Source organism: Erythrobacter sp. S259, assembly GCF_057364965.1.
In genome coordinates this window covers 734718-761300 of the sequence record NZ_CP200286.1, presented here as the reverse complement: position 1 = coordinate 761300, position 26583 = coordinate 734718, and the positions used below count along the sequence as shown (strand labels likewise).

28 protein-coding genes are annotated in these 26583 nt (G+C 57.9%); 21 read left to right on the top strand and 7 right to left on the bottom strand.

Annotated elements, in window-relative coordinates; all coding sequences use genetic code 11:
* Positions 1 to 5 precede the first annotated feature (5 nt).
* The 4 genes from AC0V60_RS03535 to AC0V60_RS03520 all read left to right on the top strand — a co-directional run bounded on the left by AC0V60_RS03535 (position 6) and on the right by AC0V60_RS03520 (position 2624).
* Complete coding sequence (locus tag AC0V60_RS03535) at positions 6 to 1157, top strand: DUF3089 domain-containing protein (RefSeq protein WP_486177158.1); 1152 nt, start codon at positions 6 to 8, stop codon at positions 1155 to 1157.
* Entirely contained in the window at positions 1158 to 1628 is a 471-nt protein-coding gene (ruvX, locus tag AC0V60_RS03530; protein ID WP_486177157.1) for a Holliday junction resolvase RuvX, read from the top strand.
* A 98-nt stretch (positions 1629 to 1726) separates the two neighbouring features.
* Entirely contained in the window at positions 1727 to 2239 is a 513-nt protein-coding gene (locus tag AC0V60_RS03525) for a PaaI family thioesterase (RefSeq protein WP_486177156.1), read from the top strand.
* Complete coding sequence (locus AC0V60_RS03520) at positions 2232 to 2624, top strand: PaaI family thioesterase (RefSeq protein WP_486177155.1); 393 nt, start codon at positions 2232 to 2234, stop codon at positions 2622 to 2624. Before AC0V60_RS03525 ends, AC0V60_RS03520 begins: the two co-directional genes overlap by 8 nt.
* Here the strand turns inward: AC0V60_RS03520 and AC0V60_RS03515 are convergent.
* The 3 genes from AC0V60_RS03515 to AC0V60_RS03505 form a co-directional block, all read right to left on the bottom strand.
* Entirely contained in the window at positions 2621 to 4795 is a 2175-nt protein-coding gene (locus tag AC0V60_RS03515) for a transglycosylase domain-containing protein (RefSeq protein ID WP_486177154.1), read from the bottom strand. The genes AC0V60_RS03520 and AC0V60_RS03515 overlap by 4 nt on opposite strands.
* 62 nt (positions 4796 to 4857) lie before the next feature.
* The gene (cobS, locus tag AC0V60_RS03510; RefSeq protein ID WP_486177153.1) at positions 4858 to 5838 is read right to left on the bottom strand and encodes a cobaltochelatase subunit CobS; all 981 of its coding nucleotides are present in this window, start codon (positions 5836 to 5838) and stop codon (positions 4858 to 4860) included.
* Positions 5839 to 5885: 47 nt separating this feature from the next.
* Positions 5886 to 6569: a cupin domain-containing protein gene (locus AC0V60_RS03505; protein ID WP_486177152.1), complete on the bottom strand. Its 684-nt coding sequence runs from the start codon at positions 6567 to 6569 to the stop codon at positions 5886 to 5888.
* 82 nt (positions 6570 to 6651) lie between these two features.
* Between AC0V60_RS03505 and AC0V60_RS03500 the strand changes: the two genes are divergently transcribed.
* Both AC0V60_RS03500 and AC0V60_RS03495 read left to right on the top strand, forming a co-directional pair.
* Positions 6652 to 7509 (top strand): oxygenase MpaB family protein, encoded by an 858-nt coding sequence (locus AC0V60_RS03500; protein WP_486179425.1) that lies wholly within the window; start codon positions 6652 to 6654, stop codon positions 7507 to 7509.
* 30 nt (positions 7510 to 7539) lie between these two features.
* On the top strand, positions 7540 to 7911 hold the full coding sequence (locus AC0V60_RS03495; RefSeq protein WP_486177151.1) for a DUF1428 domain-containing protein: 372 nt from the start codon (positions 7540 to 7542) through the stop codon (positions 7909 to 7911).
* A gap of 6 nt (positions 7912 to 7917) precedes the next feature.
* On the opposite strand, the gene AC0V60_RS03490 is transcribed toward AC0V60_RS03495, so the two are convergent.
* On the bottom strand, positions 7918 to 8511 hold the full coding sequence (locus AC0V60_RS03490) for a J domain-containing protein (RefSeq protein ID WP_486177150.1): 594 nt from the start codon (positions 8509 to 8511) through the stop codon (positions 7918 to 7920).
* A 74-nt stretch (positions 8512 to 8585) separates the two neighbouring features.
* On the opposite strand from AC0V60_RS03490, the gene AC0V60_RS03485 reads away from it, so the two are divergent.
* The 4 genes from AC0V60_RS03485 to AC0V60_RS03470 all read left to right on the top strand — a co-directional run bounded on the left by AC0V60_RS03485 (position 8586) and on the right by AC0V60_RS03470 (position 11178).
* Entirely contained in the window at positions 8586 to 8855 is a 270-nt protein-coding gene (locus AC0V60_RS03485; RefSeq protein ID WP_486177149.1) for a BolA family protein, read from the top strand.
* A 129-nt stretch (positions 8856 to 8984) separates the two neighbouring features.
* Positions 8985 to 9338, top strand: a complete 354-nt coding sequence (locus tag AC0V60_RS03480) for an NUDIX domain-containing protein (RefSeq protein WP_486179424.1) — start codon at positions 8985 to 8987, stop codon at positions 9336 to 9338.
* A gap of 116 nt (positions 9339 to 9454) precedes the next feature.
* Positions 9455 to 10270 (top strand): SDR family NAD(P)-dependent oxidoreductase, encoded by an 816-nt coding sequence (locus tag AC0V60_RS03475; RefSeq protein WP_486179423.1) that lies wholly within the window; start codon positions 9455 to 9457, stop codon positions 10268 to 10270.
* Positions 10267 to 11178, top strand: coding sequence for an alpha/beta fold hydrolase (locus AC0V60_RS03470; protein WP_486177148.1), 912 nt, complete (start codon positions 10267 to 10269; stop codon positions 11176 to 11178). The genes AC0V60_RS03475 and AC0V60_RS03470 overlap by 4 nt, the downstream gene beginning before the upstream one ends.
* Before the next feature lie 205 nt (positions 11179 to 11383).
* Here the strand turns inward: AC0V60_RS03470 and AC0V60_RS03465 are convergent, their stop codons facing one another.
* Positions 11384 to 12484 (bottom strand): DUF2332 domain-containing protein, encoded by a 1101-nt coding sequence (locus AC0V60_RS03465; protein WP_486177147.1) that lies wholly within the window; start codon positions 12482 to 12484, stop codon positions 11384 to 11386.
* An 81-nt stretch (positions 12485 to 12565) separates the two neighbouring features.
* On the opposite strand from AC0V60_RS03465, the gene hisG reads away from it, so the two are divergent.
* The 8 genes from hisG (at position 12566) to AC0V60_RS03425 (ending at position 21322) form a co-directional block, all read left to right on the top strand.
* The gene (gene hisG / locus AC0V60_RS03460; RefSeq protein ID WP_486177146.1) at positions 12566 to 13267 is read left to right on the top strand and encodes an ATP phosphoribosyltransferase; all 702 of its coding nucleotides are present in this window, start codon (positions 12566 to 12568) and stop codon (positions 13265 to 13267) included.
* Positions 13267 to 14559: a histidinol dehydrogenase gene (gene hisD, locus AC0V60_RS03455; protein ID WP_486177145.1), complete on the top strand. Its 1293-nt coding sequence runs from the start codon at positions 13267 to 13269 to the stop codon at positions 14557 to 14559. Before hisG ends, hisD begins: the two co-directional genes overlap by 1 nt.
* Entirely contained in the window at positions 14556 to 15026 is a 471-nt protein-coding gene (gene nusB / locus AC0V60_RS03450; protein WP_486177144.1) for a transcription antitermination factor NusB, read from the top strand. The genes hisD and nusB overlap by 4 nt, the downstream gene beginning before the upstream one ends.
* Positions 15023 to 15880: a thiamine-phosphate kinase gene (thiL, locus tag AC0V60_RS03445; protein WP_486179422.1), complete on the top strand. Its 858-nt coding sequence runs from the start codon at positions 15023 to 15025 to the stop codon at positions 15878 to 15880. Before nusB ends, thiL begins: the two co-directional genes overlap by 4 nt.
* A 181-nt stretch (positions 15881 to 16061) precedes the next feature.
* Complete coding sequence (locus AC0V60_RS03440) at positions 16062 to 18185, top strand: sodium-translocating pyrophosphatase (RefSeq protein ID WP_486177143.1); 2124 nt, start codon at positions 16062 to 16064, stop codon at positions 18183 to 18185.
* Positions 18186 to 18341: 156 nt separating this feature from the next.
* Complete coding sequence (locus tag AC0V60_RS03435) at positions 18342 to 19487, top strand: GNAT family N-acetyltransferase (RefSeq protein WP_486177142.1); 1146 nt, start codon at positions 18342 to 18344, stop codon at positions 19485 to 19487.
* A gap of 65 nt (positions 19488 to 19552) precedes the next feature.
* Entirely contained in the window at positions 19553 to 20374 is an 822-nt protein-coding gene (locus tag AC0V60_RS03430) for a cupin-like domain-containing protein (RefSeq protein ID WP_486179421.1), read from the top strand.
* Positions 20375 to 20407: 33 nt separating this feature from the next.
* Positions 20408 to 21322 (top strand): acyl-CoA thioesterase, encoded by a 915-nt coding sequence (locus AC0V60_RS03425; protein ID WP_486177141.1) that lies wholly within the window; start codon positions 20408 to 20410, stop codon positions 21320 to 21322.
* A 197-nt stretch (positions 21323 to 21519) separates the two neighbouring features.
* Here AC0V60_RS03425 and AC0V60_RS03420 read toward each other — a convergent pair whose 3' ends face one another.
* Positions 21520 to 22227 (bottom strand): DUF1190 domain-containing protein, encoded by a 708-nt coding sequence (locus AC0V60_RS03420; protein ID WP_486177140.1) that lies wholly within the window; start codon positions 22225 to 22227, stop codon positions 21520 to 21522.
* A gap of 105 nt (positions 22228 to 22332) precedes the next feature.
* Between AC0V60_RS03420 and AC0V60_RS03415 the strand changes: the two genes are divergently transcribed.
* Together AC0V60_RS03415 and AC0V60_RS03410 are read left to right on the top strand one after the other, a co-directional pair.
* Positions 22333 to 23499 carry a glutathionylspermidine synthase family protein gene (locus AC0V60_RS03415; RefSeq protein ID WP_486177139.1) on the top strand — a complete coding sequence of 389 codons (1167 nt, stop codon included), beginning with the start codon at positions 22333 to 22335 and terminating at the stop codon, positions 23497 to 23499.
* A gap of 54 nt (positions 23500 to 23553) precedes the next feature.
* Positions 23554 to 25047, top strand: a complete 1494-nt coding sequence (locus AC0V60_RS03410) for a carotenoid oxygenase family protein (protein WP_486177138.1) — start codon at positions 23554 to 23556, stop codon at positions 25045 to 25047.
* A gap of 9 nt (positions 25048 to 25056) precedes the next feature.
* Here AC0V60_RS03410 and AC0V60_RS03405 read toward each other — a convergent pair whose 3' ends face one another.
* Positions 25057 to 25338: a S24/S26 family peptidase gene (locus AC0V60_RS03405; RefSeq protein WP_486177137.1), complete on the bottom strand. Its 282-nt coding sequence runs from the start codon at positions 25336 to 25338 to the stop codon at positions 25057 to 25059.
* Positions 25339 to 25515: 177 nt separating this feature from the next.
* Here AC0V60_RS03405 and AC0V60_RS03400 point away from each other — a divergent pair, with 177 nt between their 5' ends.
* Positions 25516 to 26127, top strand: a complete 612-nt coding sequence (locus tag AC0V60_RS03400) for a superoxide dismutase (protein ID WP_486177136.1) — start codon at positions 25516 to 25518, stop codon at positions 26125 to 26127.
* Positions 26128 to 26583: the final 456 nt, after the last annotated feature.

The window sequence follows — 26583 nt, the reverse complement described above, 5'->3', positions numbered from 1 at the left end:
ATTTGATGGCCCGCAAGTTCCTCTATTTAATAGCAATCATCATCGTTTTGATATTTGCAGCGCTCATAATTCTGCGCGTGTGGTCGCAAGAACTCACCGCTTTTGTGTTCGTGCCCGATGTGGAATTCGCCGAGCAGGAACCGCTTGAGGCGAGCGCCTATCAAGACCCGGCCCTGTGGTATTCGCGCCCCGGCATCGGTGTCAAAGACCCTGCCCGCTGGCAACCAGCCTATGCGAATGAGCGCGCCGGCCCGCCCGCGCCTGCAGGTGACGGCACGCCTGACTTTGCCGTCTTCTTTATCCACCCCACAAGTTACCGCGACACGGACAGTTGGAACGCGCCCATCGGCCATGAAGAAGCCGAACGGATCGCCCGTATCTATATCCGGGGTATGGCGAGCCCGTTCAACGCAGCCGACGAGATCTGGGCGCCGCGTTACAGGCAGGCAACTTTGGGTGCGTTTCTGACCGACGCGCCAGAGGCTCAGCAAGCGCTTGATGCCGCCTATGATGACGTAGTTGAAGCCTTCCGTTTCTTCGTCGATTCTCTCGATACAGATATGCCGATTGTGCTTGCCGGGCATTCGCAAGGATCGGTGCATTTGCTGCGGCTGCTGCGCGAAGAGGTCGCGGAAAAGGGCCTCTCAGACCGTATCGCCGCATATTACGCCATTGGCTGGCCTATTTCAGTTGAGCATGACTTGCCAGCACTGGGCGTCCCTGCATGCGCAACGGCTGAGCAGACCGGGTGCCTTCTCTCATGGTCGAGCTTTGCCCAGCCAGCTGATCCCTCTTCGGTGTTTGACGCTTATTCGGCCTCTATCGGTTTTGATGGAGCCCCGCGCGGTGACAGCCAGATCCTTTGCACAAACCCACTGACCGGTACATTCGGCGCTGCGGCTGACAAGGAGGCAAACCTCGGGACATTGGTGCCCGATGACAGCATGACCAGCGGCGAGCTTGTCCCCCAGGCTGTGCCAGCAAGGTGCGATGAACGCGGCCTGTTGATGATAGGTGACCCGCCAGAAATGGGTTCTTACGTGCTGCCGGGGAACAATTACCACGTCTATGACATCCCGCTTTTTTGGGCAAATACGCAGGCTGATGTCGCGCGCCGGGTAAGCGCCTTTAACGGCGGGCAAGAAGGCGAAGACTGATTGATCACCGAGTCCGCCCCTGATTTTAGCGAGGCATTGCCCGATGGAGGCGTGCTTCTAGGGCTTGACCTTGGCAGCAAAACTATCGGCACTGCGACATGCGATGCGGGCTGGCGCTTTGCTACCAATGGCACCGTCATAGGCCGGAGCAAATGGGGCAAGGACCGCTCGAAGCTGGAGGCGTTTATCAAGGAGCGCGAGGTCAAAGGCCTCGTCCTTGGCCTCCCGCGCAATATGGACGGCACCGAAGGCCCGCGCGCACAAAGCTCCCGCGCCTTTGCTCGCAATTTGGAAGAAGCCTTTGCGCTTCCCCTGCTCCTTTGGGATGAACGCTGGTCTACACAGGAAGCGGAAGCGGCGATGATCGGACAGGATATGAGCCGAGCCAAGCGGGCAAAGGCCATCGACGCCCACGCCGCTGCGGTGATTTTGCAAGGCGCAATCGACCGCATGGCAGGCGGTGTGCTTTGAGCGCGCCCTTTAGGGGCGCGCTGGAGGCAGAAACTCTCAGAGGCCGGATGCTTTAGGCGTTGTCATATGCGCTTGTCCGCTGCAATGAAGTGGCAATTATGAGCAATGATCAGCCCTCCATGGAAAGCTTCGACCCCGCGCAGGTCAGCAAGTTCTTTATGTCGCGCGCCCATCCCGGCTGGCTTGGCCTGGAGTATTCGGGGCACGGCGATGACTGGGTGGAGCTGAAGCTTCCTTGGAACGAAAAACTACTGGGCGAACCGGACCGTCCCGTGCTGGCCTCGGGGCCCATCGTCAGCCTGCTCGATATGGCAAGCGGCATGTGCATATGGTGCAAGAAGGGCACTTTCTCACCAGTGGCCACACTCGATCTGAGGGTCGACTATCAGCGCCCTGCCAAAGAGCGAGGCGCGGTTTGGGCGCGGGTGGAATGCTACCGGATCACCAAGTCCGCCGCTTTTGTGCGCGGCATTGCGCATGATGGCGACCCGGAAGATACCGTGGCGACCATGGCGGGCGTCTTTATGACGCTTTCGGCCGATCCCAAGGCTATCGGACGGCAGGTCAAGGCGCAGGCAGAGGCGAAAATGAAGGAGACCGGCAATGGCTGATGCTGCGACACTTCCCGCCTATGCTCAGGCGCTTGGCATTACAGTCCACGAGATTGAGGACAGTATTCCAATCCTCACCGTCGATTTCAGTTCGGATGTCGAAGGGCGTCCCGGTCACTACCACGGCGGCGCAATTGGGGGCCTTTTGGAAAACGCCGCCTTTGCCGCTTTGCGCAGCGCTTTGGCCGAACAGGGCCGGGAGGCTAGGCTGAAACCGGTAAACATAACTGTGCAATATCTGTCCGCTGGCAAACCGCTCACCAGCTATGCCAAAGCGCGCATCACCCGCATGGGACGGCGCAATGCCAATATCAGTGTTGAGGCATGGCAATCCGATCGCAGCAAGCCGATTGCGAGCGCAATTTTGAATATTCTGATGGCTTAGTTACCGGTCTCGTCAAGCTCTAACCCATCTTCGGAAAGGCGCAGTTCGACAGGCACACCGTCTTGGGATAGCACGACCCCATTCTCTTCAAAACGCAAGGAAGTGCCATCTTCGCCCAGCGGGATTTCCTCGCCTTCCTCTATATCAATATCGAAAGGTTCCACCGGTCCTTGCGGATCGGGTGAGGCCTTGGGTTTGGGCGCTGGCAGGTCGAGAGCGCCGCGCATAAAGTCCTTCCAAATGCGAGCTGGAAGCCCGCCGCCGGTTACGCCGCCAAGCGATGAATTGTCGTCATTGCCAACCCATACGCCCACCACCAGATCGCCCGCATATCCCACGAACAGCGCATCGCGGTTGTTCTGCGTGGTGCCGGTCTTGCCAAAGTTTGCAATCGGCAGTTCCGCCGCCTTCCCCGTCCCGCGATTAATCGCCGCGCGCAGCATCTGCTCCATATCGTCATGGACCCGGCCAGAGGTGCTATCCTCGCTCGAAGTCAGCCACTCCCACCAGCTTTCCTCCTCTTGCGGGAAGGCATAGGGACGCACCGGATATTCATTCGCCGCAACGCCTGCATAAGCAGAGGTAAGCTCGAGCAATGTCATGCTGGATGAGCCCAGCGCCACGCTTGGATCCCCCTTCGGCAGATCGGACCGCACCCCTAAGGAACGCGCCGTGCGGATCACAGCCTCGCTGCCCACTTCATCGAAAAGCCGCACTGCAGCGACATTACTGGAGGAGGCAAAGGCGTCTTCTAACGTGATCGTTTCTGAATAACGCTCACGTGAATTTTTGGGGCGATAACTGCCCGTTTCAATCGGCTGGTTCGAGATGGTGTCCTCAGGGTCCCATCCCGCTTCGAGCGCGGCAAGATAGACGAACAGTTTGAACGTCGAGCCTGGCTGCCTGCGCGCCTGTGTCACCCGGTTGAAGGGGCTGTTTGCATAGGATTTACCGCCCACCATGGCGACAACTTCGCCGCTGGGCCGCATTGCGACAAGGCCCACTTGAGCATCGCCCAGCCCTGCTCTGCCCACAACCCTGTTCGCGAGTGCCTGGAGCTGAGCATTGAGCGTGGTTTCCACCACCAGTTTCTCATATCCCGCCTCCAATCTCTCGCGCGCCAAGGGAAGCGCCCAATCGGCAAAATAGGTGCCTGTGGGCAGGTCATTGCGGGCGCGCACGTCAATCTTGGGTCTGGGCAGTGCATCCGCCTCGGCTTGCGTCATATATCCCACATCCACCATCGCGCCCACGACCAAGTCCATACGGTTCTTGGCGCGGTCGTAATGCTTGGTCGGGTTATAGCGCGATGGCGCTTGCAAAAGCCCTGCCAGCATCGCTGCCTGCTCGGGCTTCAAGTTCTCTGGTTTGCGATAGAAATAATGAAGCGAGGCGGCGCGCAGCCCATATTGATTGTCGCCGAAATAGGCATTCGAAAGATAGCGCTCGAGGATCTCATCCTTGGTCAGCCAGCTCTCTATCCAAAACGCGATCATCGCTTCTTGCGCTTTGCGCGTGAGGCTGCGTTCGGGGGTGAGCCAGGTGAATTTCGCAAGCTGCTGTGTGATGGTAGAGCCCCCGCCCCGGCCGCTCCATGCCGCGCGCGCAATTCCGCGCGGGTCCACGCCCCAATGCGAATAAAACCGCCGGTCCTCAATCGCGATGAAGGGCTGAGTCACGTGATCTGGCAGGTCTGCGATTTTGACAGGCGCAGCCACCACAGCTCCGCTGCGAGCTATCGGCGTCCCGTCGCTGGCAAGCAATGTGACTTGGGGCGCGGCAATAGGTTCGAGGCTTTTGGAAAGCGGCGCGGTGATCGCAAGCCACGCCACAAGCACGATAAACAGCATGATAATTGCCGCAACAATGCGAACCACCCACCAGCGTTTGCGCCGCCCCAGCCAAAACGCGCGTTTCCAAAACGACCCGCGATCCTTGGGAACAAGCGCGCCTGAGCCCGTTCCCGTGGCCGCTCCGCCGCCTGCATCCAACTGCGAAAGTCCAGCATCCCAGCGCGAAAAGTCGGTGGAACCCGGTGAGCGATAAACAGTGGATGACCCTTCGTCAGGATCAAGTGGTCGCTGCGATTCATAAAGGGCGTAATAGCCGCGCTCTTCATCGCGAGAATCCTCACGGCTCGAGCGTTTCCAGAATCGTTCAAACAGCGCCATTGCCGCAGTGTATTAGCAGAGTAACACGGCAATGGGCAAGTGGGCGAATAACCCTTCGCCCTTTATGCCGCACTCTCAGGCAAATCTTCACCAAACACACGCTGGTAATATTCGCTCACCAATGTGCGCTCTGCTTCGTCGCATTTGTTGAGGAATGACAGGCGGAAGGCAAAGCCGACCGAATTGAAGATGCTGGCATTTTGCGCCCAGGTGATGACCGTACGCGGGCTCATTACGGTGGAGATATCCCCGTTCATAAACCCTTGGCGCGTGAGGTCTGCGACCTTGACCATGTCAGCGATAACCTCAGGCGAAGTCTCGTCGGTCTTCGAGGCGACAATCTGCTCTTCGGTTTCGGCGGGCAGATAGTTCAGTGCGCACACCACGTTCCAGCGGTCCATCTGCGCTTGGTTAATCGCCTGCGTGCCGTGATACAGCCCGCTGGTGTCGCCAAGGCCGACCGTGTTGGTGGTCGCAAACAGGCGGAAGTGCGGGTTGGGTGTTATCACGCGGTTTTGATCAAGCAGCGTCAGGCGGCCATCAAATTCCAAAATGCGCTGGATCACGAACATAACGTCAGGGCGCCCTGCGTCATATTCGTCAAAGGTCAATGCCACCGGGTGTTGAAGCGCCCATGGAAGAATGCCTTCTTTGAACTCAGTGACTTGGAGGCCATCTTTGAGAACGATTGCATCACGGCCCACAAGGTCGATCCGGCTGATGTGCGCGTCTAGATTGACCCGGATGCTCGGCCAGTTAAGGCGCGCTGCGACCTGTTCGATGTGGGTGGATTTACCCGTGCCGTGATAGCCTTGAACCATCACCCGGCGGTTGTGCGCAAAACCTGCAAGGATCGCGAGCGTCGTGTCGGGATCGAACACGTAAGAAGGGTCAAGCTCTGGTACATGCTCTGATGGCGTGCTGAAAGCGGGAACCTGCCAATCGACATCGACGCCAAATGTATCTCGGACATCAAGCGTAGTATCAGGCTCGGTAGGAAGCGCCGCAGCGCCTGTGAATTCATCTGAAGTGTGCGTGTTCATTTCAATACGGTCGTTAGTGGGCTCAGCGCGCCCCTGCAAGAGCCCGTTTAAGCAACTTGATCAGGAACGCGGATTTCACCCAAATGACCGCGTTTGATCCACAAGCGTGCGCCCAAATCGCCTGCGGTCATACTGGCCACTTCATCTGCTGGGATGCGCAGCCAATCCTGCGCGCCATATGTGACACAGTCCAAAGTGACCGCCCCATGCAAAACAAGCACTTCCACCCCGCCGTTATGAATGAGCTTTTGCCTTGTCCCTGCCTCCCAAACCTCAAGCGACACATGTTCATAATCGCGCGCGGCGAGCACATGGCGGCTTACTCCTGGACTGTTTGGATCAGGAGTGAGGAGGGCTGCGTTCATATCGACGGCCATTTGCTCCTGATCTTCAAGGTCAAATTGCCAGAGTTTCACGAAAATCGTGCACCCGGGCGCAGAGGCTGGAACGTGGTGTGTGCCAACCGGATTGCGCACATATGTGCCCGCCGGATAGTCGCCGTGCTCATCCTGAAAAACACCTTCGAGGACGATAAATTCCTCACCGCCGGAATGGGTGTGCTCAGGAAAAGAACTGCCTTGCGCATATCGCACGATAGAGGTCGCCCGCGCTACCTCTCCGCCAATCCGGTCGAGCATACGGCGGGTCACCCCGTCCATTGGTGACGGTGTCCAGTCGAGCGTTTGGGTTCGGATGAGCGCGCACTGGGCGAAATCTGCGTTTATTTCCATGATCCCATGATGCGAGCATCAGATGGAAAATCAAAGAGAAGAAAACTCCAAAAAATGCGATCACTGTGATACCGTTCTCACCATGTCCTCCCCGGTTGAAACCATAAGGCTCAAGCTCGTGGACCAAGTCCGCGCGACGTTTAACGACCAAGCGGCAAAGCAAAAGCCCGTTCCCCCTTCGGATGAGGCCCTGTTCGAAAAGGACACGCCGATCCGTCTCGTCCATGCAGACCTGGTAGGGATGATGACCGGCGGAGTGCGCGCTTTGATGCTCCAAATGCTCCACCCCCATGCGCTGCAAGGGGTGCTCGACCACTCCAATTTTCGCGAGGATATGCACGGGCGTCTCCAGCGCACGGCGCGTTTTATCGCGGTTACGACTTTTGGCCACCGCGATGAGGCAATGAAGGCGATTGACCGGGTGAACCGCATTCATGCGCGTGTGGGCGGGACGCTGCCCGATGGCAGCCGTTATGAGGCGACCAATCCGCGCACGCTGGCTTGGGTCCATGTTACCGAAGCGCAGAGCTTTCTTGCTGGATACCTTCGCCATGTGCGGCCGGATATGCCTGGGCGTAAACAGGATGAATATTACGCCCAAATCGCTGTGATTGCGCGCGCGCTTGGCGCTGATCCTGTGCCCGAAACCCGGCGCGAGGCTGATGCGATTTTCCGCGAGATGCGCGGCGACTTGAAAGCATCGCCCGAAGCGCGCGAGGTCGCGCAACTGGTCCTGAGCCAGCGGCCCAAGGGCACGCCCGTTGCGGTGCAGACGATAATCGGCGCAGAGGCCGTTGCTATGCTGCCGTCTTTTGCCCGCGATATGCTCAAACTTCAAAGGCCCGTGCTCACTGCCCTGCCCGCAAGAGCCGCCACTTGGGGCATAGGCAAAACTTTGCGGTGGGCCTTCAAACAAAATGGCAGCCACCGCAAAGATTAGGCGCCAAACCGAACGGCCGGGAGTGAAACAATGACCTACATTGACGGATTTTTGACACCAACACCCAGCGAAAACCGCGAGGCATATATTGCGCACAGCAGAGCCGTGAACACATGGTTCACCGACAACGGGGCGCTGCGCGTGGTGGATGGCTGGGGCGTTGATGTGCCAGAAGGCAAAACCACCGACATGCGGCGCGCGGTGGCTGCGAAAGAGGGTGAGACAGTGGGATTTAGCTGGGTCGAATGGCCTGATAAGGCGACCCGCGATGCCGCAATGACCAAAATGGAAAGCGGCGAAGACAAAGACGAAAGGCTGGACCCTGAAAAATATCCGATGCCTTTTGACGGCGCCCGCATGATCTTTGGCAGCTTCGAGGTCATTTGCGACATCGAGGCCTAGGCTGCATCAAACAATCGCCGCCGCCTTGCGCAGCAGTTGATAGGCATCCACCACCTTGGTGAGCCGCGTCTCATAGCTGCGATCCCCGCCATTGCGGTCAGGGTGATAGCGCCGCACGAGCTCTGAATACCGGCGGCGCAGTTTGGCTTTATCGGTATCAGAACCCAGCCCCATAACCTCAAGCGCTTCGGCCTCTGGCTTGCTCCATCGCCCCGACATTTGATGGGCAGCCTGACGTTGAGCGCGGCTTTTGATGCCATTGGCGCGCGCCGAAATCGCGTCCAGGGGATCGTCGAAATCGTTCCAACGCGGCATTCCATCGACCCCTGCACGCGGGCCAAAGGTCGGGCTTTCGCGCCGCCACCCGTTCACCGGGCTTTGTGCGTTGAGGATTTCTTCTGCACTCATCCCCTCGAACCAATCGTAGCCTGCGTTAAATTCGCGCACATGGTCCAAGCAAAACCAGCGATATTCGCCCGGCCCGTCAAATCCGCTGGCCCGGTATCCGGGCGCACGAAATTCGCCCGCCTCACGGCAAGTGGGGTGTTCGCACACCCTTCCCTCGCCTTCATAGCGGCCGTGAAATCGTGAATTTGCCATAAAGTGCTTGAGAATGGCGATTAAGACGCCAAATTCCAAGGCGTGAAATCACGAGAACTAGGGGATGAGCAAAAATGAGCGGCACTGTTGCACAAGAAATGCAGGAGCTTTTGACCGAGGCCTTTGCTCCAAGCTCGCTCGAGATCATCAATGACAGCCACCAACACGCCGGGCATTCTGGCGATGATGGATCGGGCGAATCCCATTTTACCGTGGTGATCGAAGCGGCTGAATTTGCGAGCATGACCCGCCTCGCCCGCCAGCGCGCGGTGATCGCGGCGCTGGGCGATATTGTCGGTCAGCGTGTGCATGCTGTTGCGATCAAGGCGAGCGTGCCCGCCTAAGCGATCGCGCATATCCATGAACGAATTCGGCAATTCAAAACGCATTCGGCGCGCGGCGCGGATCATCGTCCTCGACGCGCAAGACCGCGTTTTGCTGTTCCGTTTCGATGTGTCTGACCGCCCGCCGTTCTGGGTCACAGCGGGGGAGAATGCGAGCCTCATGAGAGCTTCGAAGAGGCAGCGACCCGCGAGTTACTCGAAGAGACAGGCATTCAAGCAGACCCTGGCGCTCAAATCGCGCGGACCACGCCTGAATTCGTAACAGTCGAAGGTGAGCCCATCCAAGCCGATGAGCGCTACTTTCTTGTGCGGATCTCTGATCCCACAATCGAGACGAGCGGCCATACCGAGCTTGAACGCCAAGTCATGACCCAGCACCGCTGGTTTGCATTGGCTGAACTGGCCACTTGGGACGAATCGATCTTTCCTGAGAACCTTGCGCACATCATCGCCGGAGCGGACCGGACACCCTGCGGAACCTGACCACAAACAATTTGCCGCAAACAATTTGCCGCAAACAATTTGGTAGAAACAATTTGCTTGCCCCTGGCTGTCACAATTGCGAGCACCTCCCCCACACATAATCGAGGGAGAGAATGATGGATTACACCGGCAAAGTCGCTTGGATCACCGGCGCATCTTCGGGAATTGGGGCTGCATTGGTGCGCGATCTGGCGAGCCGGGGGGCGCATGTCATCTTGTCGGGCCGCGATGAAGCGCGGTTGTCGCGGGTCGCGGCGGATTGCGGCGAAACGCTGATCCTGCCCTTCGATGTGCGCGATGATGCGGGCTTGGCAGATGCGACGGCCAAAGCGATCGCTTGGAGGGGCGGCGTTGATTTGGCGGTGGCCAATGCCGGCGTGTCTCAGCGTTCCCGCGCGCTCAAAACCGATATGCAAGTCTACCGCGATATCATCGACATCGACCTCACCGCGCAAATCGCGTTTAGCCAAGGCCTCATCGGTCACATGGCAGAGCGCGGCTCAGGCGCTCTTGGATTTCTCTCCTCCATCGCCGGTAAAGTCGGCGTGCCCATGCGCACCGCTTATTCCGCTGTGAAGTTTGGCCTTGCTGGATATGGCGACGCGCTGAGGGCCGAACTCTCGCAATCAGGGATCAGCGTGCACATGATTTATCCCGGCTCTGTCGCCACTGATGTTTCGCGCAATGCCATGACCGCCGATGGCACGAAGCGCGGCGTGTCGGACAAGGTCATCGACGAAGGCATTCCGGCCGCAGATGCTGCTAAAACCATGCTAGATGGGATTGCAGCTGGCGAGCGCGAGATCATCGTTGCGCGGGGGATGGAACTGCAAATGGGCGAGGCGCGGCGCACACCCGATGCGCTGCTTGACCAAGTCGCTAACATGGTGGCCGCTGGTTATATGGAGCGCATGGAGGCAGAGACCCAATGATCACGCTTGAGCAGAACCGCGTCACCTTGGCCAACGGGATTGAGCTCGATGTGGTCGATGAAGGCCCCAAAGACGGATCGCACCGCGGTGATCCGATGATCTTCCTGCATGGCTTTCCCGAAAATCACCGCTCCTGGCGTCACCAGATCGCACATTTCTCGGCGAAGGGATACCGCTGCATCGCGCCCGATCAGCGCGGCTATCGTGGGTCATCAAAGCCTAAGGAAGTGGAGGCCTACACGCCGGATCAGATTATCGGCGATGTATTCCTTCTGGCAGACGCCTTAGGCATCGAGAAATTCACTATCGTTGGCCATGATTGGGGCGGCGCAATCGCATGGGGTGTGGCTCTGGGCGGGCAGCACGCCCGTGTGACCCGCGCGATCATTGCCAATGCACCGCATCCTGCAATCTTTCAAAAGCTGCTGTTCACATCCCACAATCAGCGCAGCGCCTCGCAATATATAAGAGCGTTTCGTGACACGGCGAATGATGCATTGATCCGCGAAGGCGGGCTTTCAGCGCTGCTTGAAACGGCGGCGGAGTGGGACAACCCCTCCACCTCTGACCCAGAAGAACGTGCGATCCTGATGCGCGATTACGAAGACCGTGATGCAGCTTTCGGGATGCTCAATTACTACCGCGCAACGCCTATGGTGGTCCCGAGCATGGACGAGCCGTTTGAGCTGCCAGCCGATTACGCCGCGCCGCAAGTGCCCCATTTAACCATTCCCACTTTGGTGATCTGGGCCATGGATGACATCGCCCTGCCGCCCGAGAATCTCGACGGGATGGAGGACATCATCTCGCCGCTCACCCTCGTCAAGGTTCCCGATTGCGGGCACTTCGTGCCGTGGGAAGCGCCTGACAAAGTAATCGACGCGATGGAAGAATTTCTACCAATGTGAATGCACCACCCCTTTGATTGACAAACCCGTGATATTCACGTAAGTCTCTAAAAGATAAGGAGTTTTAATATGGTATATCATATCCAAGCAGACACGGTGCCGGCCAATTGCGATTGCGGCTGCACCGATTGCAAATCGGGCAGCGGCTGCTGCGATTGTGGCTGCACTAGCTGCAGCTAAACCGGGAATTTGGTGAGGGGCCGAACTAGGCTCCGAGCCATTCCACCCAGGCGCCATGCGGATGAGCAAAGGCAAGCGTCCACGACTTGCCATCTTCCGCGGAGCCGTTCCAATAGCGGACCTTCAGCTCATGGCGGAAGGTCGCCGGATCGGTCTCCAGCGCCGCCCAAGCCAGCGGGGTTTCAGGTGTCGCCTTACCTCCCGCTGCTTTGAACCTTTCGGTGATCGCATTCTGAGAGGCCTCAGGCATATATTGCCACATGATGGAGTGGAACATCGCCTTCGTCGTGCCCGGCTCCTGCGGGGCGGCAAGGCGCTCCTCCACAAAGTCCGCCGCATCCATTTGGACAAGGCTTGGCGGCTTTTCATTCGCCAATGAAACCGCTGCATCAATCCGCGCCAATCTTCCCGGTGCATCTGGCCATACGTAAGATTTTAACATCAATGCGCAATTCTCGTCAGTTAGGTCGATAGGAGAGACATCGCAGGCGTGCACCGATTGGATCTCAAACTGACCGGCGGGCGCAGGCGGCGAACCGCGCTCTCCTCTCCACTCGGGCACAATCTGCATCGGCGAATTTGCAGGACCGATCTGAGTTTCTCCAAGCCGGAAATGATAGCGATCAAGCATTGTGTTCACCCCGGCACTTGCCCCCAGTTCGAAGAGTTCAAAACGCGGATGAACGCGGTGTGAGAGCCACAACAGCCCAGCCATAATGCTGGCAGAGCGCCCTGCCTCGTTGGTTTGCGGTGGGCCATCAAACCACGGAAGAAGCAGACTGTCGTAAGCCTCAAACAGCGCGCAGACGAGCCGGTCGACCTCGCCCTGATCGGTGATGTGGCCCGAATAAACCTGCGCGAGCCGGTCATCCACGCCGGACAGCACAAGATGGTGCAACCCGCCCGCAATGCGCAGCGGCATCGCGTCCTTTAAGGTCAGACCCTGCCACGAGGACATCCGCCGGGCGCACGCCGTATCGCCCTCGATGACCTTGGTAAGCGCACGAATAATGCGAGCAGTGCACGGCGCGTGATTGATCTCAGCGTGATCCGCTTGCCACGCGGTCGCCGCATCAAACTCCTCGATCGCCATGATCCCCGCCTGCCCCTTAGCTGCATCGCTCATATTTCCTGCTGCCTCCAGTTATTGTTGTTGTAGCTCTTCTTGTTGCCCTTTGGGTGGCGACACCTTAAGTGCGCGGGGCTCATGACACATGATCTATCCTCGACCCGCGCCGACCAATCTAGGAGCCAGCTCACCTTCGCGGTGCCGAAGGGGCGTATTCTGGACGAAGCGCTCCCCTTGATGGAGCGCGCAGGAATTGTGCCTGATGACGGTTTTCATAATAAGAAAAACCGATCCTTGTCATTCGATACATCAAGAAAAGACATGCGTCTAATCCGGGTGCGGGCATTCGATGTGGCGACCTTTGTTGCTCACGGCGCGGCGCAAATCGGGATCGTTGGCTCTGATGTGATCGAAGAGTTCAACTACGATGATCTGTATGCACCCGTAGACCTCGACATCGGCCACTGCCGTTTGTCTATCGCAAGGCTAGCGGGCGATACCGATGATGACGCGGTCGCTAGTCACCTCAGGGTTGCGACCAAATATCCAGGCCTTACCGCAAGACACTTTGAAGCGCGCGGGATTCAGGCGGAATGTGTAAAGCTTAACGGCGCGATGGAATTGGCGCCGTCTCTGGGCCTTGCTCGGCAGATTGTGGACCTTGTTTCATCGGGCGCAACGCTTAAGCAGAACGGCCTGGTTGAAACGCAGCGGATAATCGACATCACCGCGCGGCTGATCGTCAACCGCGCAGCTTATAAAACTGACCGCCGCGTCGCAGAGCTGGTCGATGCGTTTCGCAAAGACGCCGAGACCCGTGCGGAAAAGGATGCCGCCTGATGCAAAAGCTCGTCGCCACTGACCCGAATTTTGCGCGCGACTTTACCCGCGTGGTCGAAGCGCGCCGCGATACAGACAGCGATGTTGCAGGCACCGTGCAGGACATTCTTCGCACAGTGCGTACAGGCAAAGACAACGCGCTAATTCAGTACACGCAGCGTTTCGACGGCTATTCGTTGATCGACGATGCGGACTGGGTGGTAACAGCGGAACGCTGCGAAGAGGCTTACGGCCAAATAGAGACCGAACAGCGCGATGCGCTTCAAATGGCCGCAGACCGTATCCGCGCCTATCATGAAGCCCAGCTACCCAGAAACCGCGATTTCAAAGACGAAAGCGGGGCCCGGCTTGGCGCGATTTGGCGTCCAGTGGATGCAGCGGGGCTTTACGTTCCTGGCGGCCGGGCGGCTTATCCTTCGTCGCTCTTGATGAATGCGATCCCTGCCCGCGTTGCCGGAGTGGACCGCGTTGTCGTTGTCACTCCCACGCCCAGGGGCAATTCGAACCCACTTGTGCTGGCGGCCGCCCATATTGCAGGGATTGACGAAATCTGGCGCGTTGGCGGAGCGCAGGCAATCGGCGCGCTCGCTTACGGCACTGAGAGGATTAAACCGGTCGATGTGATCGTTGGCCCAGGCAATGCATACGTCGCAGAGGCCAAGCGTCAGCTGTACGGCGTTGTCGGCATTGATATGGTCGCAGGGCCGTCCGAAATTCTGGTCGTAGCAGACGGTAAGAATGACCCCGACTGGATCGCTGCTGACCTGCTCAGTCAGGCCGAACACGATCCCACTTCGCAATCCATCCTGATCACCGATGACGCCGGCTTTGCCGCTATGGTCGCCGATTGTGTCGATGTGCAGATCAGCATGCTCGATACGGCCAAGACCGCGAAGGCAAGCTGGGAAGATCACGGGGTGATCATTCTTGTGAATGACATGGAGACTGAAGCGCCCGATTTGATCAACGCTCTGGCCGCTGAGCACTTGGAGCTTGCCATTGATGATCCCGAGGCGATGATGGGCAAGGTTCGCCATGCAGGCAGCATCTTCCTTGGCCGCATGACGCCTGAGGCTGTGGGCGATTATGTCGCGGGGCCCAATCACGTTCTGCCCACCGGCAGGCGCGCGCGGTTCTCCAGCGGACTGTCGGTGCTCGACTTTATGAAGCGCACCAGCTTTATCGAGTTGGACGACGCATCCTTTGGCGCGATTGGCCCTGCAGCTGCGACCCTTGCCCATGCAGAAGGGCTTCCTGCCCACGCCAAATCAGTAGAATTGCGCCTCAAATGAACACCAATCCCAAATCTCAAGCCCGCTCGACTGCGCGCCTTGCTTGTGTGCAAGCGCTCTATCAGCACCAGATGGAGGGCACTAAGGTCGACGAACTTCTCGTTGAATTTCACCGCCACCGTCTTGGCGAGCGCCTTGATGACGAGGACAGCGGCGGCGGTCAGGAACTGGCAGCGGTCGAGGTCGATTTCTTCAACGATCTGGTGCGCGGCGTCGATGCGCGCCGCGATGAAATTGACGCGGTGCTCACGGCCAAGCTCTCCGATGGCTGGACGCTGACGCGGCTTGATAAGACCATGGTTCAGATCCTGCGCGCTGGCGCCTATGAGCTTTTGGCCCGCGCCGATGTTCCAGCAGCGGCTGCGATCAACGAATATGTTGAGGTCGCCAAAGCCTTCTTCGATGACCGCGAGGCGAAGTTTGTGAACGGCTTGCTTGATGCGGTGGCCAAAGAGGTTCGGCCATAAACGAGGCGGATTTCATCACCGCCTTGCGCGGCCTTCCTCTACACAGTGGAGCGCGCGGGTTTGAAGATGACTGCGCAGTGCTCAAATTCGGCAGCGAGACGCTGATCTTCAACCATGACATCATGGCTGAGGGCACTCATTTCCGGTCGGATGCGGATATGGCAGACGTTGCGTGGAAGCTCGTCGCCAGCAATCTTTCGGACTTAGCGGCCAAGGGCGCGGAGCCTATCGGAGTGCTGCTTGGGCACTGCCTTGGCCAAGAGGATGATCGGTTCCTGAGCGGCCTTGCAGAAGCCCTCAACGCTTTCAACACGCCACTGCTTGGCGGGGACACCGTCAAAACGGCGGGCGCAAATGTGCTGGGCCTCACCGCGATCGGTAGGGCGACTTACACCCCCGTTCCCTCCCGCGCGGGCGCAAATATCGGCGATGAAGTTTATGTGACCGGCATCTTGGGCCGCGCAATGCTGGGCTTTGAGGGCGACGCGGAACATCTTGCCGTCTTCAACCGCCCCACCCCTCGCCTTGCCGAAGGCCGCGCGCTCGCACCGCTCGTCAGCGCCATGATGGATGTATCGGACGGGCTTTTGCTTGATGCTTTCCGGCTATCCGAAGCAAGCGGGGTCTCCATCGCGCTCGAGAGCGAAGCGGTGCCGGTTGCATCGCCTGAGCGCCGCGAAGATGCTTTGCGCTGGGGTGATGATTACGAATTGCTCTTCACCCTGCCCGCCGGAATGCAGCCCACGATAAATGCAGAGCGCATTGGAACGGTCGGGCCTGCCGGGTTCGCGCCGCTCTTCCTTGACGGTCATCCGCTCGTAAACGGAGAAGGTTTGGGCTTCGAACACAGCTAAAATTGCAAACTTGGTTGCAAAAATGCGAAGTTTCCCACCGCGCACACGCATTCGCCCTTGTGTAAGCGCATTCTCCCGATAAGTTGGCGCGCCTCGGCGCATGGGATCGGCGAATGAGAGATAATAACGTCCGGTCCCTTCCATGCGCATGGTTTTCCACGCTTTGGAGAGGGGATTCTTCGTGGACTTAATTCTTATATCAATTGGGCTGGGACTGCTTGCCGTTGTGTACGGTATCGTGACCAGCCGCCAAGTGCTGGGTGCCAGCGCTGGTAATGCCAAAATGCAAGAGATTGCGGGCGCTATTCAAGAAGGCGCTCAAGCTTACCTCAACCGTCAATACACAGCGATTGGCATAGTCGGCGTGGTCGCCGCGATTATCGTTGGAGTGGCTCTTGGGCCGATCCCAGCGGTGGGCTTTGTCATTGGTGCGGTGCTTTCAGGCGTTGCGGGCTATATCGGGATGAACATCTCGGTGCGCTCCAACGTGCGCACGGCAGCTGCGGCTGAAAAAGGCCTTCAAGAGGGCCTCACCATCGCGTTTCGCGCTGGCGCGATCACAGGCATGCTGGTGGCAGGTCTCGCGCTTCTGGCGATTGCGGTCTTCTTCTATGTGCTTGTCGGCCCGATGGCGCTTGCGCCGAATGACCGGATCGTCATTGACGGCCTTGTTGGCCTTGCCTTCGGCGCATCGCTCATCTCGATCTTTGCGCGTTTGGGCGGCGGTATCTTTACCAAGGCCGCCGACGTTGGCGCTGACCTCGTGGGTAAGGTGGAAGCCTCTATTCCGGAGGATGACCCCCGTAACCCTGCAACAATCGCCGATAACGTGGGCGACAATGTGGGCGACTGCGCTGGTATGGCCGCTGACTTGTTCGAGACTTACGTTGTGACCGTTGGCGCAACCATGGTTTTGACCGCTCTGCTCTTCGCTGAGCAATTGGGCGAGATGCTTTTGCCAATGATGGCATTGCCGCTTCTGATCGGCGGCGCGTGTATCGTTACCTCGATCATCGGCACTTACTTTGTCCGTCTCGGCAATGGCACCAATGTCATGGGCGCGATGTACAAAGGCTTCATCGTCACAGCCGTTCTGGCAATCCCACTGATTTGGTTTGCCACAGCGCATGCTCTTGGCACGGTTGGCGCAGATATGAACACGGTATTGGGCGCAGGCCCAAGCGGTATCGAGTTCACTGGCCGGGCATTGTTCTATTGTTCGCTCATTGGCTTGGCTCTGACCGGCATCATCATCTGGATCACTGAGTACTACACCGGCACGAACTATCGTCCCGTGCGCTCAATCGCCAAGGCTTCGGAAACGGGCCACGGCACGAACGTGATCCAAGGTCTTGCGATCAGCCTTGAATCGACCGCCCTTCCCACCATCGTCATCATCGCAGCGATCATCGGTGCGTACCAACTCGCAGGCCTTATCGGTCTCGCCTTTGGTGCAACCGCGATGCTCGCACTTGCTGGGATGGTTGTGGCGCTCGATGCATATGGTCCGGTGACCGATAACGCTGGCGGTATCGCTGAGATGGCTGAGCTTGACGCGAGTGTTCGTGAAAAGACCGACCTTCTCGATGCTGTGGGCAACACCACCAAGGCTGTGACCAAAGGCTATGCCATTGGTTCAGCAGGGCTCGCAGCACTCGTGCTGTTTGCCGCTTACACCGCCGACCTTCGCCTCTTCTTCCCAGATGCGAACGTCAACTTTAGCCTTGAAAATCCATATGTCATCGTCGGGCTTCTGCTTGGCGCGCTCCTCCCGTACCTGTTTGGTGCGATGGGCATGACCGCTGTGGGCAGGGCTGCTGGCGATGTGGTTGTCGATGTGCGTGATCAGTTCGCAAACGATCCAGGCATTATGGAAGGCACCAGCCGTCCAAACTATGCCCGGACCGTGGACCTCGTGACTAAGGCTGCGATTAAGGAAATGATCGTGCCCTCACTGCTTCCAGTGCTGGCACCGATTGTGACCTACTTCGTGATCTACTTCCTTGCAGGTCAAGACAACGCCTTCGCAGCGCTTGGCGCACTGCTTCTTGGTGTGATCGTCGGCGGTCTGTTCGTCGCGCTTTCCATGACCGCTGGCGGCGGTGCATGGGACAATGCGAAAAAGTACATCGAAGACGGCAATCACGGCGGCAAGGGCTCTGAAGCTCACAAAGCGGCTGTGACCGGCGACACTGTTGGCGATCCGTACAAGGACACTGCAGGCCCTGCTGTGAACCCGATGATCAAGATCACCAATATCGTTGCGCTGCTTCTGCTCGCGGCATTGGCTGGCGGCGCTCACTAAGCACCTTCAACCCGCCATTGAAGAGCCCCGCCCGGTCCAGCCGCGGCGGGGCTCTTTGCATTTGCGGCATTAAGTGTCCCGCTGTGACGCAACCAAAATGTCTTTACGCAAGTTTATAGCGCTGACGCAGGGATTTCCCCTATCTGTTGCGCGATTATGCAAGCGAGCACTCCGACCCTTCCCGGCAATACAAAGCCGATCAGTAGCCTTGAAGGAGAGCTGCGCCTTCTGAATGTGCAGACCGCTATGTCGCGAGATTTCGTTGAAGCGTGGAAGGCGCTCGCGGACCGCGCTGCCGAACCCAATCCGTTTTTCGAGCATTGGTTTGCAGGGCCCTCCCTAGAACAGTTCGCTATCGGAGAAGATTACGCGATTGCCGCTTTTTGGAGCCGCGGAGTGCTTTCCGGTGTGCTTCCACTGGTGCGCTCTAACAACTACTATGGCCACACTCTGCCCCATATGAGCAGTTGGCTGCACGACAACGCATTCAACGGTGCCCCCCTTGTTGCGAAGGGATCAGAGGGAGGCTTTTGGCGCGCCCTGTTTGAGCATCTCGACAACACACCGGGACCTGCGCTTTTCCTTCACCTGCCCGCGCTGCCAGAGCACGGTGTGCTCAATCACGCGCTTGACCGCGTCCTTCGCAATATGCGCCGCCCGGCTGCCATCGTAGAGCGCAAAGAGCGCGCGATGCTCTCATCAATCCATGGCCCTGAGGATTACCTTGCGAAGGCGATGAGTGCGAAAAAACGCAAGGAACTCCGACGTCAGCACAAACGCTTGTCTGAACTGGGCAAGCTGACCTTCGAGCGTCTTGAAGGGACCGAGTGCCTTGAACCCTGGATCGAACAATTCCTAACGCTTGAGGCGGCAGGTTGGAAGGGTGATGCGGGCTCTGCGCTCAAAGACAGTGCGGCCTCCTATGCGTTTTTCGCTGACACAATGTACGCGTGCGCCCAGACAGGAAAGCTTGAGCGCTTGGCGCTGCGTTTGGACGGCAAGCCCATCGCGATGCTCACCAATTTCCTCACGGCTCCGGGCGCTTACAGTTTCAAGACCGCGTTCGACGAAGAATATTCGCGTTTCTCGCCGGGACTGCTTTTGCAGCTCGAGAATCTCGATATTCTGAACCGCAAAGGCATCGCCTGGACGGATAGCTGCGCCTCGCAAGGGCATTTAATGATAGAGCGGATCTGGCGCGAGAAGCGGCATTTTGTGAGCCGCAATATCGCCGTTGGCGGGTCGCTGCGCCGCCTGACTGCGCGCGCCCTTATGGCCTACGAAACGCGCGATCGAGGCTAAGTCGGGTGAACGCGCAGTCTCCTTCGCTCAAGGCAGTATCGGGTCTGGAGACCTTTGATCTCACAATGCGTCAGACCTTTGCAAAACACTATCCTGAAGGCCCGCATGTTTTGCGGCACTCTCTTGGCCAGCATCCTCTGCTTGAGCTGGATGCCCTCGCCCATCTCGCTGAGGGGCTTCCAGAAGAAAGCGTTGAATACAACCGCGGAAATGTGCCGATTGGTGTCGATAGCAAGCCTGCATCAAACGGACTTTCGATCGGTGAGACGATCCGCGAAGTGACGCAAAGCAACAGTTGGGCGGTGCTCAAGAACGTGGAGCAAACAGCAACTTACAAGGCACTGCTGAGCGACCTTCTCAGTGAAGTCCGCGAGGAGATCGAAAGCAAAACGGGCGAGCTGCTCACCCCGCAAGGGTACATCTTTATCTCGAGCCCCGGCGCTGTCACGCCTTACCACTTTGATCCAGAGCATAACATCCTGCTGCAGGTGCGCGGGACCAAGGTGATGACCCAGTTTCCCGCAGGAAATCCGCGGTTTGCAAGCGACAGCGTGCATGAAAGTTATCACACAGGGGGCCCCCGCGAGCTTGAATGGGATTATAGCTTCATGGACGGTGCAGCCGAGTTTGCGCTGGGCCCGGGAGATGCAGTTTATGTGCCCGTTATGGCGCCGCATTTCGTGCGCAACGGCCCGCACTCCAGCGTTTCGCTCTCCATCACATGGCGCTCCCAGTGGAGCTACAATGAAAGCGAAGCCCGCGCTTTCAACGGTGTGCTTCGCAGGTTTGGTCTTGATCCCAGAGCGCCTCAGCGTTGGCCGCACACGAACCGCGCAAAATCGCTCGCGTACCGCGCGATCCGCAAGGTCGGTCTCACTCCCGCTTGACGCGCGCCGCCCGCTGCGCTCAAGGAACGCCCCATGAGTGATACACCCGACTACGCAAAGCTCGTTGCAGGCCTCATCAAACTTCTCACCGTTGAGCGCGTTGCCGCCGATGTCTACGTCGGCTCGGCGCAGAAGGGCGGCGTGGGAAGGGTCTTTGGCGGGCAAGTGATTGCGCAAGGCCTGCAAGCGGCCCAAGCCAGCGTGCCTGAGGTCAAATCTGCGCACAGCCTGCACGCCTATTTCCTTCGTGGAGGACGCGAGGGGCTTCCCATCGAGTACCGGATCGAACGCGATTTCGACGGGCGCAGCTTCTCCAATCGCCGGGTTGTCGCATCCCAGGAGAATGAGGACGGCACCGCCACGCCCATCCTCAACCTTACAGCCTCTTTCCAGACCGCTGAAGAGGGTCTGGAACACCTCGATGCCCCTATGCCCAAGGTTGAAGATCCCGATACGCTCAGACCCGATATGGAGGTCCGCCGCTCCATGATCGACGCGATGGGCGACCGCGTGACCGAGGCCCAGCGCTCCATAGCGCTTCGCCCGCGTCCTATCGAAATGCGCACCACCGACAAGCTTCACTGGATGAACGCAGAGCCCAAAGACCCGCGCGCCCACAGTTGGTTCAAAGCGGCCAGCGCTCTGCCCGATGACCCCGCGCTCCACCGCGCCATCATCGCCTATGCCAGCGACTACACATTGCTCGGCACCTCCGCCCTTCCCCACGGCCTGTCATGGATGCGCGGCGAGTTGGTCGGGGCCAGCCTTGATCACACGCTTTGGTTTCACCAAGAGGCAAAGGCGGACGAATGGCTCCTTTATGCAACCGACAGCCCGTGGTCTGGTGCGGGGCGCGGGTTCAACCGGGGCCGCATCTTCAACCGCGAGGGGGTTTTGATCGCCAGCGTCGCCCAGGAAGGCATGATAAGGAAGCGAAAGAGCGGGTGATCTGGGACAGTCACTGCGCTCGGAAGAAATTGCAAGACTCCCCCAAAGCCTTGAGTCTGCGGCATTTTTGATGATTTCCCGCAATTTATGTGTCAACTTTGATGTCCACTATCCCCTAAATGCAAAAGCCCCCGCGAAACCGAAGCTTGCGGAGGCTAGCGCGTCATAGGAATGTAGGAAAATTCAACGCCGAGCGATCAACCGCCCTTGCTGCGTGCAGCATTGCCAGCAGGCGCGCTTGTCTTGCCAAACAGGCCGCCGCCTGCACCGCCTGCCATACGGGTCTTGCCGAAATCAGAATCCTTTTTGCCGTAACCCGGCGTACCAAAACCGGCCTTGCGAGCCATTTGCGAGGCAGGCTTGGTTTTGGGCACGCTCTTGGCGCGCTCCATTGACCGATTAGAGGCGAGATATTTGCCCGGCGCACCGCCATATCCAAGGCGCGAGCCATTGGCGGTCTGATAGCCGCCGGCTGTGCTTTTATAGAGCGGGCCGGTTTTGCCGTCTTTTTTGCTTGAGAACCAAGCAACAATAAATCCGGAATAGTGAGAGCGGCGGCCAGACGTCTGCTCTTCTTCAGGCGGGGTGTCCTGAACGCATTGGCCCGGACCATACATAGCTTCGCAGTCTTCTTTCGCCTCGAAACGCGGTGCGTCCTTCTTAGCGATTTGGGCCGCCTCCTGACGCATGTTCTCGCATTCTTCGTTCGATTTCCCGGTCGCTTTGGCGCAGGCGAAGACATTCTCAAAAACTTCGACTTCGACGTCCATCTTTTCCCCTGGGGTCAATGCCTTGGCTGCTGGTGCAGGATCGCCGCCGCATGCGCTGAGCATGACGCCAGAGCTGAGTGCTGCCATCGTTGTCAGGCGAACATTGGACGAACGCTTCGATCTATTTGCGGCCATTTTCACGTTTTCCCCGTAAGACTTCCGGTCTGAGCGTTTCGGGCTATCGCAAAAAGGTTATCGTAAGGTGGATTTTGATTAAAAGCCCTGAAGAAAGGCTCAAGAATGCTGCGCAAATCGCTTCCCGAAAGACCCAATTGGCAAGATGTGGCACAGGCAAATGGGTTTGTTTTTCATCATGTTGACGGCGAAATTTACTGGGATGAACGCGCCTGCTGGCAGTTCACGCTGCGCGAGGTCGAAGACGAGATCGAAGACCCTACGACCGAGCTTTATGCCATGTGTCTAAGCCTCGTGGATGATGTATGCCATGACCAACAGATGATGGAAGCTCTGGCGATCCCGCGAGATATGTGGGACCCGATTGCGAATTCTTGGAAGCGCGGGGATTGCTCGCTTTATGGCCGGTTTGACTTTGCTTACACCGGAGATGGGCCCGCCAAACTTTTAGAGTTCAACGCCGATACCCCGACAAGCGTTTACGAGACCGCTTTCTTCCAGTGGAAATGGCTCGAAGACATGATTGAGCTCGGAGAGCTTCCGCAAAGCACTGACCAATTCAACCGATTGCATGAAGCGCTTGTTGAACGCTTTGCCCAAATACTGACACCAGGCTCCTTGTGCCATTTCTCCGCTGTCGAAGCGCATGTTGAGGACCGCGCAACCGTCGCTTACTTTGAGGACGTGGCAGGGCAGGCGGGATTGGAGACGCGCTTTGTCGATATCGAGAAAATCGGGATCGACGAAGAAGGCGAATTTATGGACCCGGAAGGCTACCGGATTGGCGCCATGTTCAAACTTTATCCGTGGGAGGATATGATCCTCGAAGAGAGCGCCGCCCAGCTCGCCGGAGCCTCGTGCAATTTTATCGAGCCGCTTTGGAAGGCGATCCTTTCGAACAAAGCGATCATGCCCCTTTTGTGGCAGCGACATCAGGGGCACCGCAATCTCGTGCCCGCCTTCTTTACAGGCACTGACGGCGCCCGCGAGTTGGAGACGCAGGCGCATGTCAAAAAGCCGTTCTTTAGCCGCGAGGGCGCAGATATTGCGCTGTTCGACGGAGAGGCCAGTCATGTGGGGCCCGCCGAAGGGTACGGCGCGGAAGGGCATATTGTGCAAGGCTATGCGCCGATTGCCCGTTCTGGCGACAATCATGCAGTGATCGGAAGCTGGGTCGTTGGCGATGACCCTGCGGGCATGTCGATCCGCGAAGACGCGAGCCCAATTACGCGCGATCTTGCAAGGTTCTTGCCGCATATCATCATGGGCTGAGGTAGCCTTTGTTTTGCCGCGCTTCTTGGCTACCATGCCCCTCTGGAGAGACACATGCAGATCACACGCCGGCCACCTGTCAAAACCACGCTTGAGCCTTCGAACCACCCCTATTTGAGCGGACCATGGACGCCGGTTCATGAAGAATTGGATGCGGAGGAGCTTGAGCTGATTGAAGGCGAAATCCCGGCGGATATTGACGGTGTTTATCTGCGCAACACCGAGAATCCAGTGCACCAGCCGCTGGGCCGTCATCACCCATTTGACGGCGATGGTATGGTGCATCAGGTAAACATTTCGGGCGGCAAGGCAAGCTACCGCAACCGCTTCATCCGCACCCATTGCTTTAAACAGGAACAGATCGCAGGCGGCGCATTGTGGGGCGGATTGATGGACCCGCATGGCACGTCAAAACGCCCCGGTTTTGGCGCGCATGAGGGGCTGAAAGATACAGGCTCCACCGATATCATCGTGCACGCAGGCACCGCGCTCGCGACGCTTTATCAATGCGGGGAAGCTTGGCAGATGGACCCGGTAACGCTCGAAAACCTTGGCAAAGCGTCATGGGGCCCGGTTGATGGAGTTTCCGCTCACCCCAAGGTCGATGAAGAAACAGGCGAGCTGATGTTCTTCAATTACTCCAAATATGCGCCCTTCATGCATTACGGTGTGGTCGACCGGATGGGCAAACTGGCGCATTATATACCCATTCCCCTCCCCGGCCCGCGCCTGCCCCATGATATGGCGATCACCAAGAATTGGTCGATCCTCAACGATATGCCGCTGTTTTGGGACGAAAACCTGCTGGATCGTAAAATTCATGCGGCGCGCATTCATGACGGCATTCCTACGCGGTTCGCCCTCATCCCGCGCTATGGTCAGCCAGAGGATATCCGCTGGTTTGAAGCGTCTCCTACCTATGTCCTGCACTGGACGAATGCCTGGGAGGAAGGCGACGAAGTTGTTCTGGAGGGGTATTATCAGGACAAACCCATGCCCGACCCTCTCGAAGAAGCGGGCGAATACAGTCATATGATGGCCTATGTGGATGAGCACAGCTTCCAAAGCCGCTTGCACCGTTGGCGCTTTAACCTGAAAACGGGCGAGACAGCCGAAGAGCGTCTGTGCGACAGGATCACCGAATTTGGAACGATCAACCCCGCCTATCTCATGCGGAAAAGCCGCTACATCTGGTCCACAACGACGCGGCCCGGGTGGTTTTTGTTTAACGGATATGTCCGCCACGACACGCAGACGGGTGAGGAACAGGTCTTTGCGCTGCCTCAAGGGGTTTACGCGAGTGAGAGCCCGATGGTGCCGCGCAAACAGGCGGTTAGCGAAGACGACGGATATCTTGTCACATTTCTCATCGACGAGAACACCGCCGCCTCTGAGCTGGCCATCCTCGATGCAAGCGACATCACCAAAGGCCCGGTCGCGCGCGCCCGGCTTCCGCACAAAATCTCAAGCGGTGTGCACGCAGCCTGGGTCGAGCATTCCCAATTGCGCAAAGACGCCGCTCTCCGCGCCCAGACGGCTGCCGCTTAAGCGCGCCTTCTATACCAAACGGCGAACCATTACGCCCAGTACATCTTCTGGTGCTACGCGGCCCGCCGATTGCACTTCAGACCCGCCTTTGCGCTCTGCGCTCAAATGGACACCGCCTTTGCGGCCCACAGCGGTGACCTTTTGGACGATTTTGCCAATATCTGGATGGAGCGCCAAAACGGTGTCTCCCCGCTTTGGACGTATTTTAGACTTAAAGAGGACCACGCTGCCTTTTGGCAGTCGCGGTTCCATGCTTTTGTCTTTAACCACGGCGACCCGATAACCGATCATGCGCTGAACTGGTAAGCTAAGTACCAGGTTTGTGCCAAGTCCCCAAAGACGCCTTTTTACAAATTCGTGATCCAGCTTCTTGGAGGCGCCGCGATCTGAAACAGTAAAATTGCAACTTTTCTCCAGTCCAAGCATTGGCTAATGGACACCCAATTCCAACCCAGGAGACTTTCTAAGATGGCTTTTGATCTCATCGACCTACCCTACGGCGACGACGCGCTCGCACCAGCGATCTCATCGGAAACCTTGTCATTCCACCATGGCAAGCACCACAAGGCATATGTGGACAAAATGAACGCAGCCATCGAGGGCACAGCGCACGATGATGCAGCTCTTGAGGCCGTTGTTGCCGATGCCCGCGCATCGAACGCTGGCCTGTTCAACAACGCCGCGCAAACATGGAACCATGCGTTCTACTGGCATTCGCTCGCCGGTGAAGAAACCGCACCTTCAGACGAACTCAAAGCGAAGATTGAAACCGCGTTTGGCTCGATTGATGAACTCAAGTCGCAGCTCAAATCGCGCGGCGCAGGCCACTTTGCCAGCGGCTGGGTATGGCTTGCCGAAAAAGACGGCACACTCTCCATCCAAGAAACCCACGACGGCGACACGCTTGCAGACAGCGACTTTAATCCGCTTCTGACAATCGACGTGTGGGAGCACGCCTATTACATCGACCACCGCAATGCGCGCCCTGCGTATCTTGACGCGGTTGTTGACGGTAAACTCAACTGGGCTTTCGCGAGCGAAAACCTCGAGCGTGGCAGCACTTGGGTCTATCCAAAGTAAACCTCGCACATAGTCGAAAAAAGGCCCGGCCCGCATCAATTGCGGCGCCGGGCTTTATTTTGATTTGAACTCAGGTCTATCTTCAGAGAAGAGAATGCGAACGACTTTACAAGTTCGCCACTAATCCGCATACCCTTACTAGCTAAAGCAGATGTCTGCTTTGCATAGGGGGTGGAAATATGAAACTTTTATACACAAGGATTATTATATCGTCATTTGCGCTTTCATCGTTTTCATTTGCAGCTTCGGCGCAAGAGAGTGAGAACGGCAGTATCGGGGCAGATGTAGACGCAACAACGATATGCAATGCAAGCTCGTCAAGCGATGCCAACACAGCTGACTTGGAAGTCATTCAAGATGGTTTTCGCGCCACTGGCTACATTTCCATGATCGCTTGTGAACCTGAAGAAGATAGCGTTGGCCGACCATTGGCAGGCAATTATACGCGCTGGGTCG

What these genes read in the sequence shown, in the direction of transcription:
- AC0V60_RS03505 (WP_486177152.1), bottom strand. Translation starts at nt 6,569, where the DNA reads ATGGAAATAAACGCAGATTTCGCCCAGTGCGCGCTCATCCGAACCCAA.
- cobS (WP_486177153.1), bottom strand. Translation starts at nt 5,838, where the DNA reads ATGAACACGCACACTTCAGATGAATTCACAGGCGCTGCGGCGCTTCCT.
- hisD (WP_486177145.1), top strand. Translation starts at nt 13,267, where the DNA reads ATGCAAAAGCTCGTCGCCACTGACCCGAATTTTGCGCGCGACTTTACC.
- AC0V60_RS03490 (WP_486177150.1), bottom strand. Translation starts at nt 8,511, where the DNA reads ATGGCAAATTCACGATTTCACGGCCGCTATGAAGGCGAGGGAAGGGTG.
- AC0V60_RS03435 (WP_486177142.1), top strand. Translation starts at nt 18,342, where the DNA reads ATGCAAGCGAGCACTCCGACCCTTCCCGGCAATACAAAGCCGATCAGT.
- AC0V60_RS03520 (WP_486177155.1), top strand. Translation starts at nt 2,232, where the DNA reads ATGGCTGATGCTGCGACACTTCCCGCCTATGCTCAGGCGCTTGGCATT.
- AC0V60_RS03465 (WP_486177147.1), bottom strand. Translation starts at nt 12,484, where the DNA reads ATGAGCGATGCAGCTAAGGGGCAGGCGGGGATCATGGCGATCGAGGAG.
- AC0V60_RS03485 (WP_486177149.1), top strand. Translation starts at nt 8,586, where the DNA reads ATGAGCGGCACTGTTGCACAAGAAATGCAGGAGCTTTTGACCGAGGCC.
- AC0V60_RS03405 (WP_486177137.1), bottom strand. Translation starts at nt 25,338, where the DNA reads ATGATCGGTTATCGGGTCGCCGTGGTTAAAGACAAAAGCATGGAACCG.
- AC0V60_RS03495 (WP_486177151.1), top strand. Translation starts at nt 7,540, where the DNA reads ATGACCTACATTGACGGATTTTTGACACCAACACCCAGCGAAAACCGC.
- AC0V60_RS03525 (WP_486177156.1), top strand. Translation starts at nt 1,727, where the DNA reads ATGAGCAATGATCAGCCCTCCATGGAAAGCTTCGACCCCGCGCAGGTC.
- nusB (WP_486177144.1), top strand. Translation starts at nt 14,556, where the DNA reads ATGAACACCAATCCCAAATCTCAAGCCCGCTCGACTGCGCGCCTTGCT.
- AC0V60_RS03430 (WP_486179421.1), top strand. Translation starts at nt 19,553, where the DNA reads ATGCGTCAGACCTTTGCAAAACACTATCCTGAAGGCCCGCATGTTTTG.
- AC0V60_RS03535 (WP_486177158.1), top strand. Translation starts at nt 6, where the DNA reads ATGGCCCGCAAGTTCCTCTATTTAATAGCAATCATCATCGTTTTGATA.
- AC0V60_RS03410 (WP_486177138.1), top strand. Translation starts at nt 23,554, where the DNA reads ATGCAGATCACACGCCGGCCACCTGTCAAAACCACGCTTGAGCCTTCG.
- AC0V60_RS03515 (WP_486177154.1), bottom strand. Translation starts at nt 4,795, where the DNA reads ATGGCGCTGTTTGAACGATTCTGGAAACGCTCGAGCCGTGAGGATTCT.
- AC0V60_RS03415 (WP_486177139.1), top strand. Translation starts at nt 22,333, where the DNA reads ATGCTGCGCAAATCGCTTCCCGAAAGACCCAATTGGCAAGATGTGGCA.
- AC0V60_RS03475 (WP_486179423.1), top strand. Translation starts at nt 9,455, where the DNA reads ATGGATTACACCGGCAAAGTCGCTTGGATCACCGGCGCATCTTCGGGA.
- hisG (WP_486177146.1), top strand. Translation starts at nt 12,566, where the DNA reads ATGACACATGATCTATCCTCGACCCGCGCCGACCAATCTAGGAGCCAG.
- AC0V60_RS03400 (WP_486177136.1), top strand. Translation starts at nt 25,516, where the DNA reads ATGGCTTTTGATCTCATCGACCTACCCTACGGCGACGACGCGCTCGCA.
- AC0V60_RS03425 (WP_486177141.1), top strand. Translation starts at nt 20,408, where the DNA reads ATGAGTGATACACCCGACTACGCAAAGCTCGTTGCAGGCCTCATCAAA.
- AC0V60_RS03470 (WP_486177148.1), top strand. Translation starts at nt 10,267, where the DNA reads ATGATCACGCTTGAGCAGAACCGCGTCACCTTGGCCAACGGGATTGAG.
- AC0V60_RS03500 (WP_486179425.1), top strand. Translation starts at nt 6,652, where the DNA reads ATGTCCTCCCCGGTTGAAACCATAAGGCTCAAGCTCGTGGACCAAGTC.
- AC0V60_RS03420 (WP_486177140.1), bottom strand. Translation starts at nt 22,227, where the DNA reads ATGGCCGCAAATAGATCGAAGCGTTCGTCCAATGTTCGCCTGACAACG.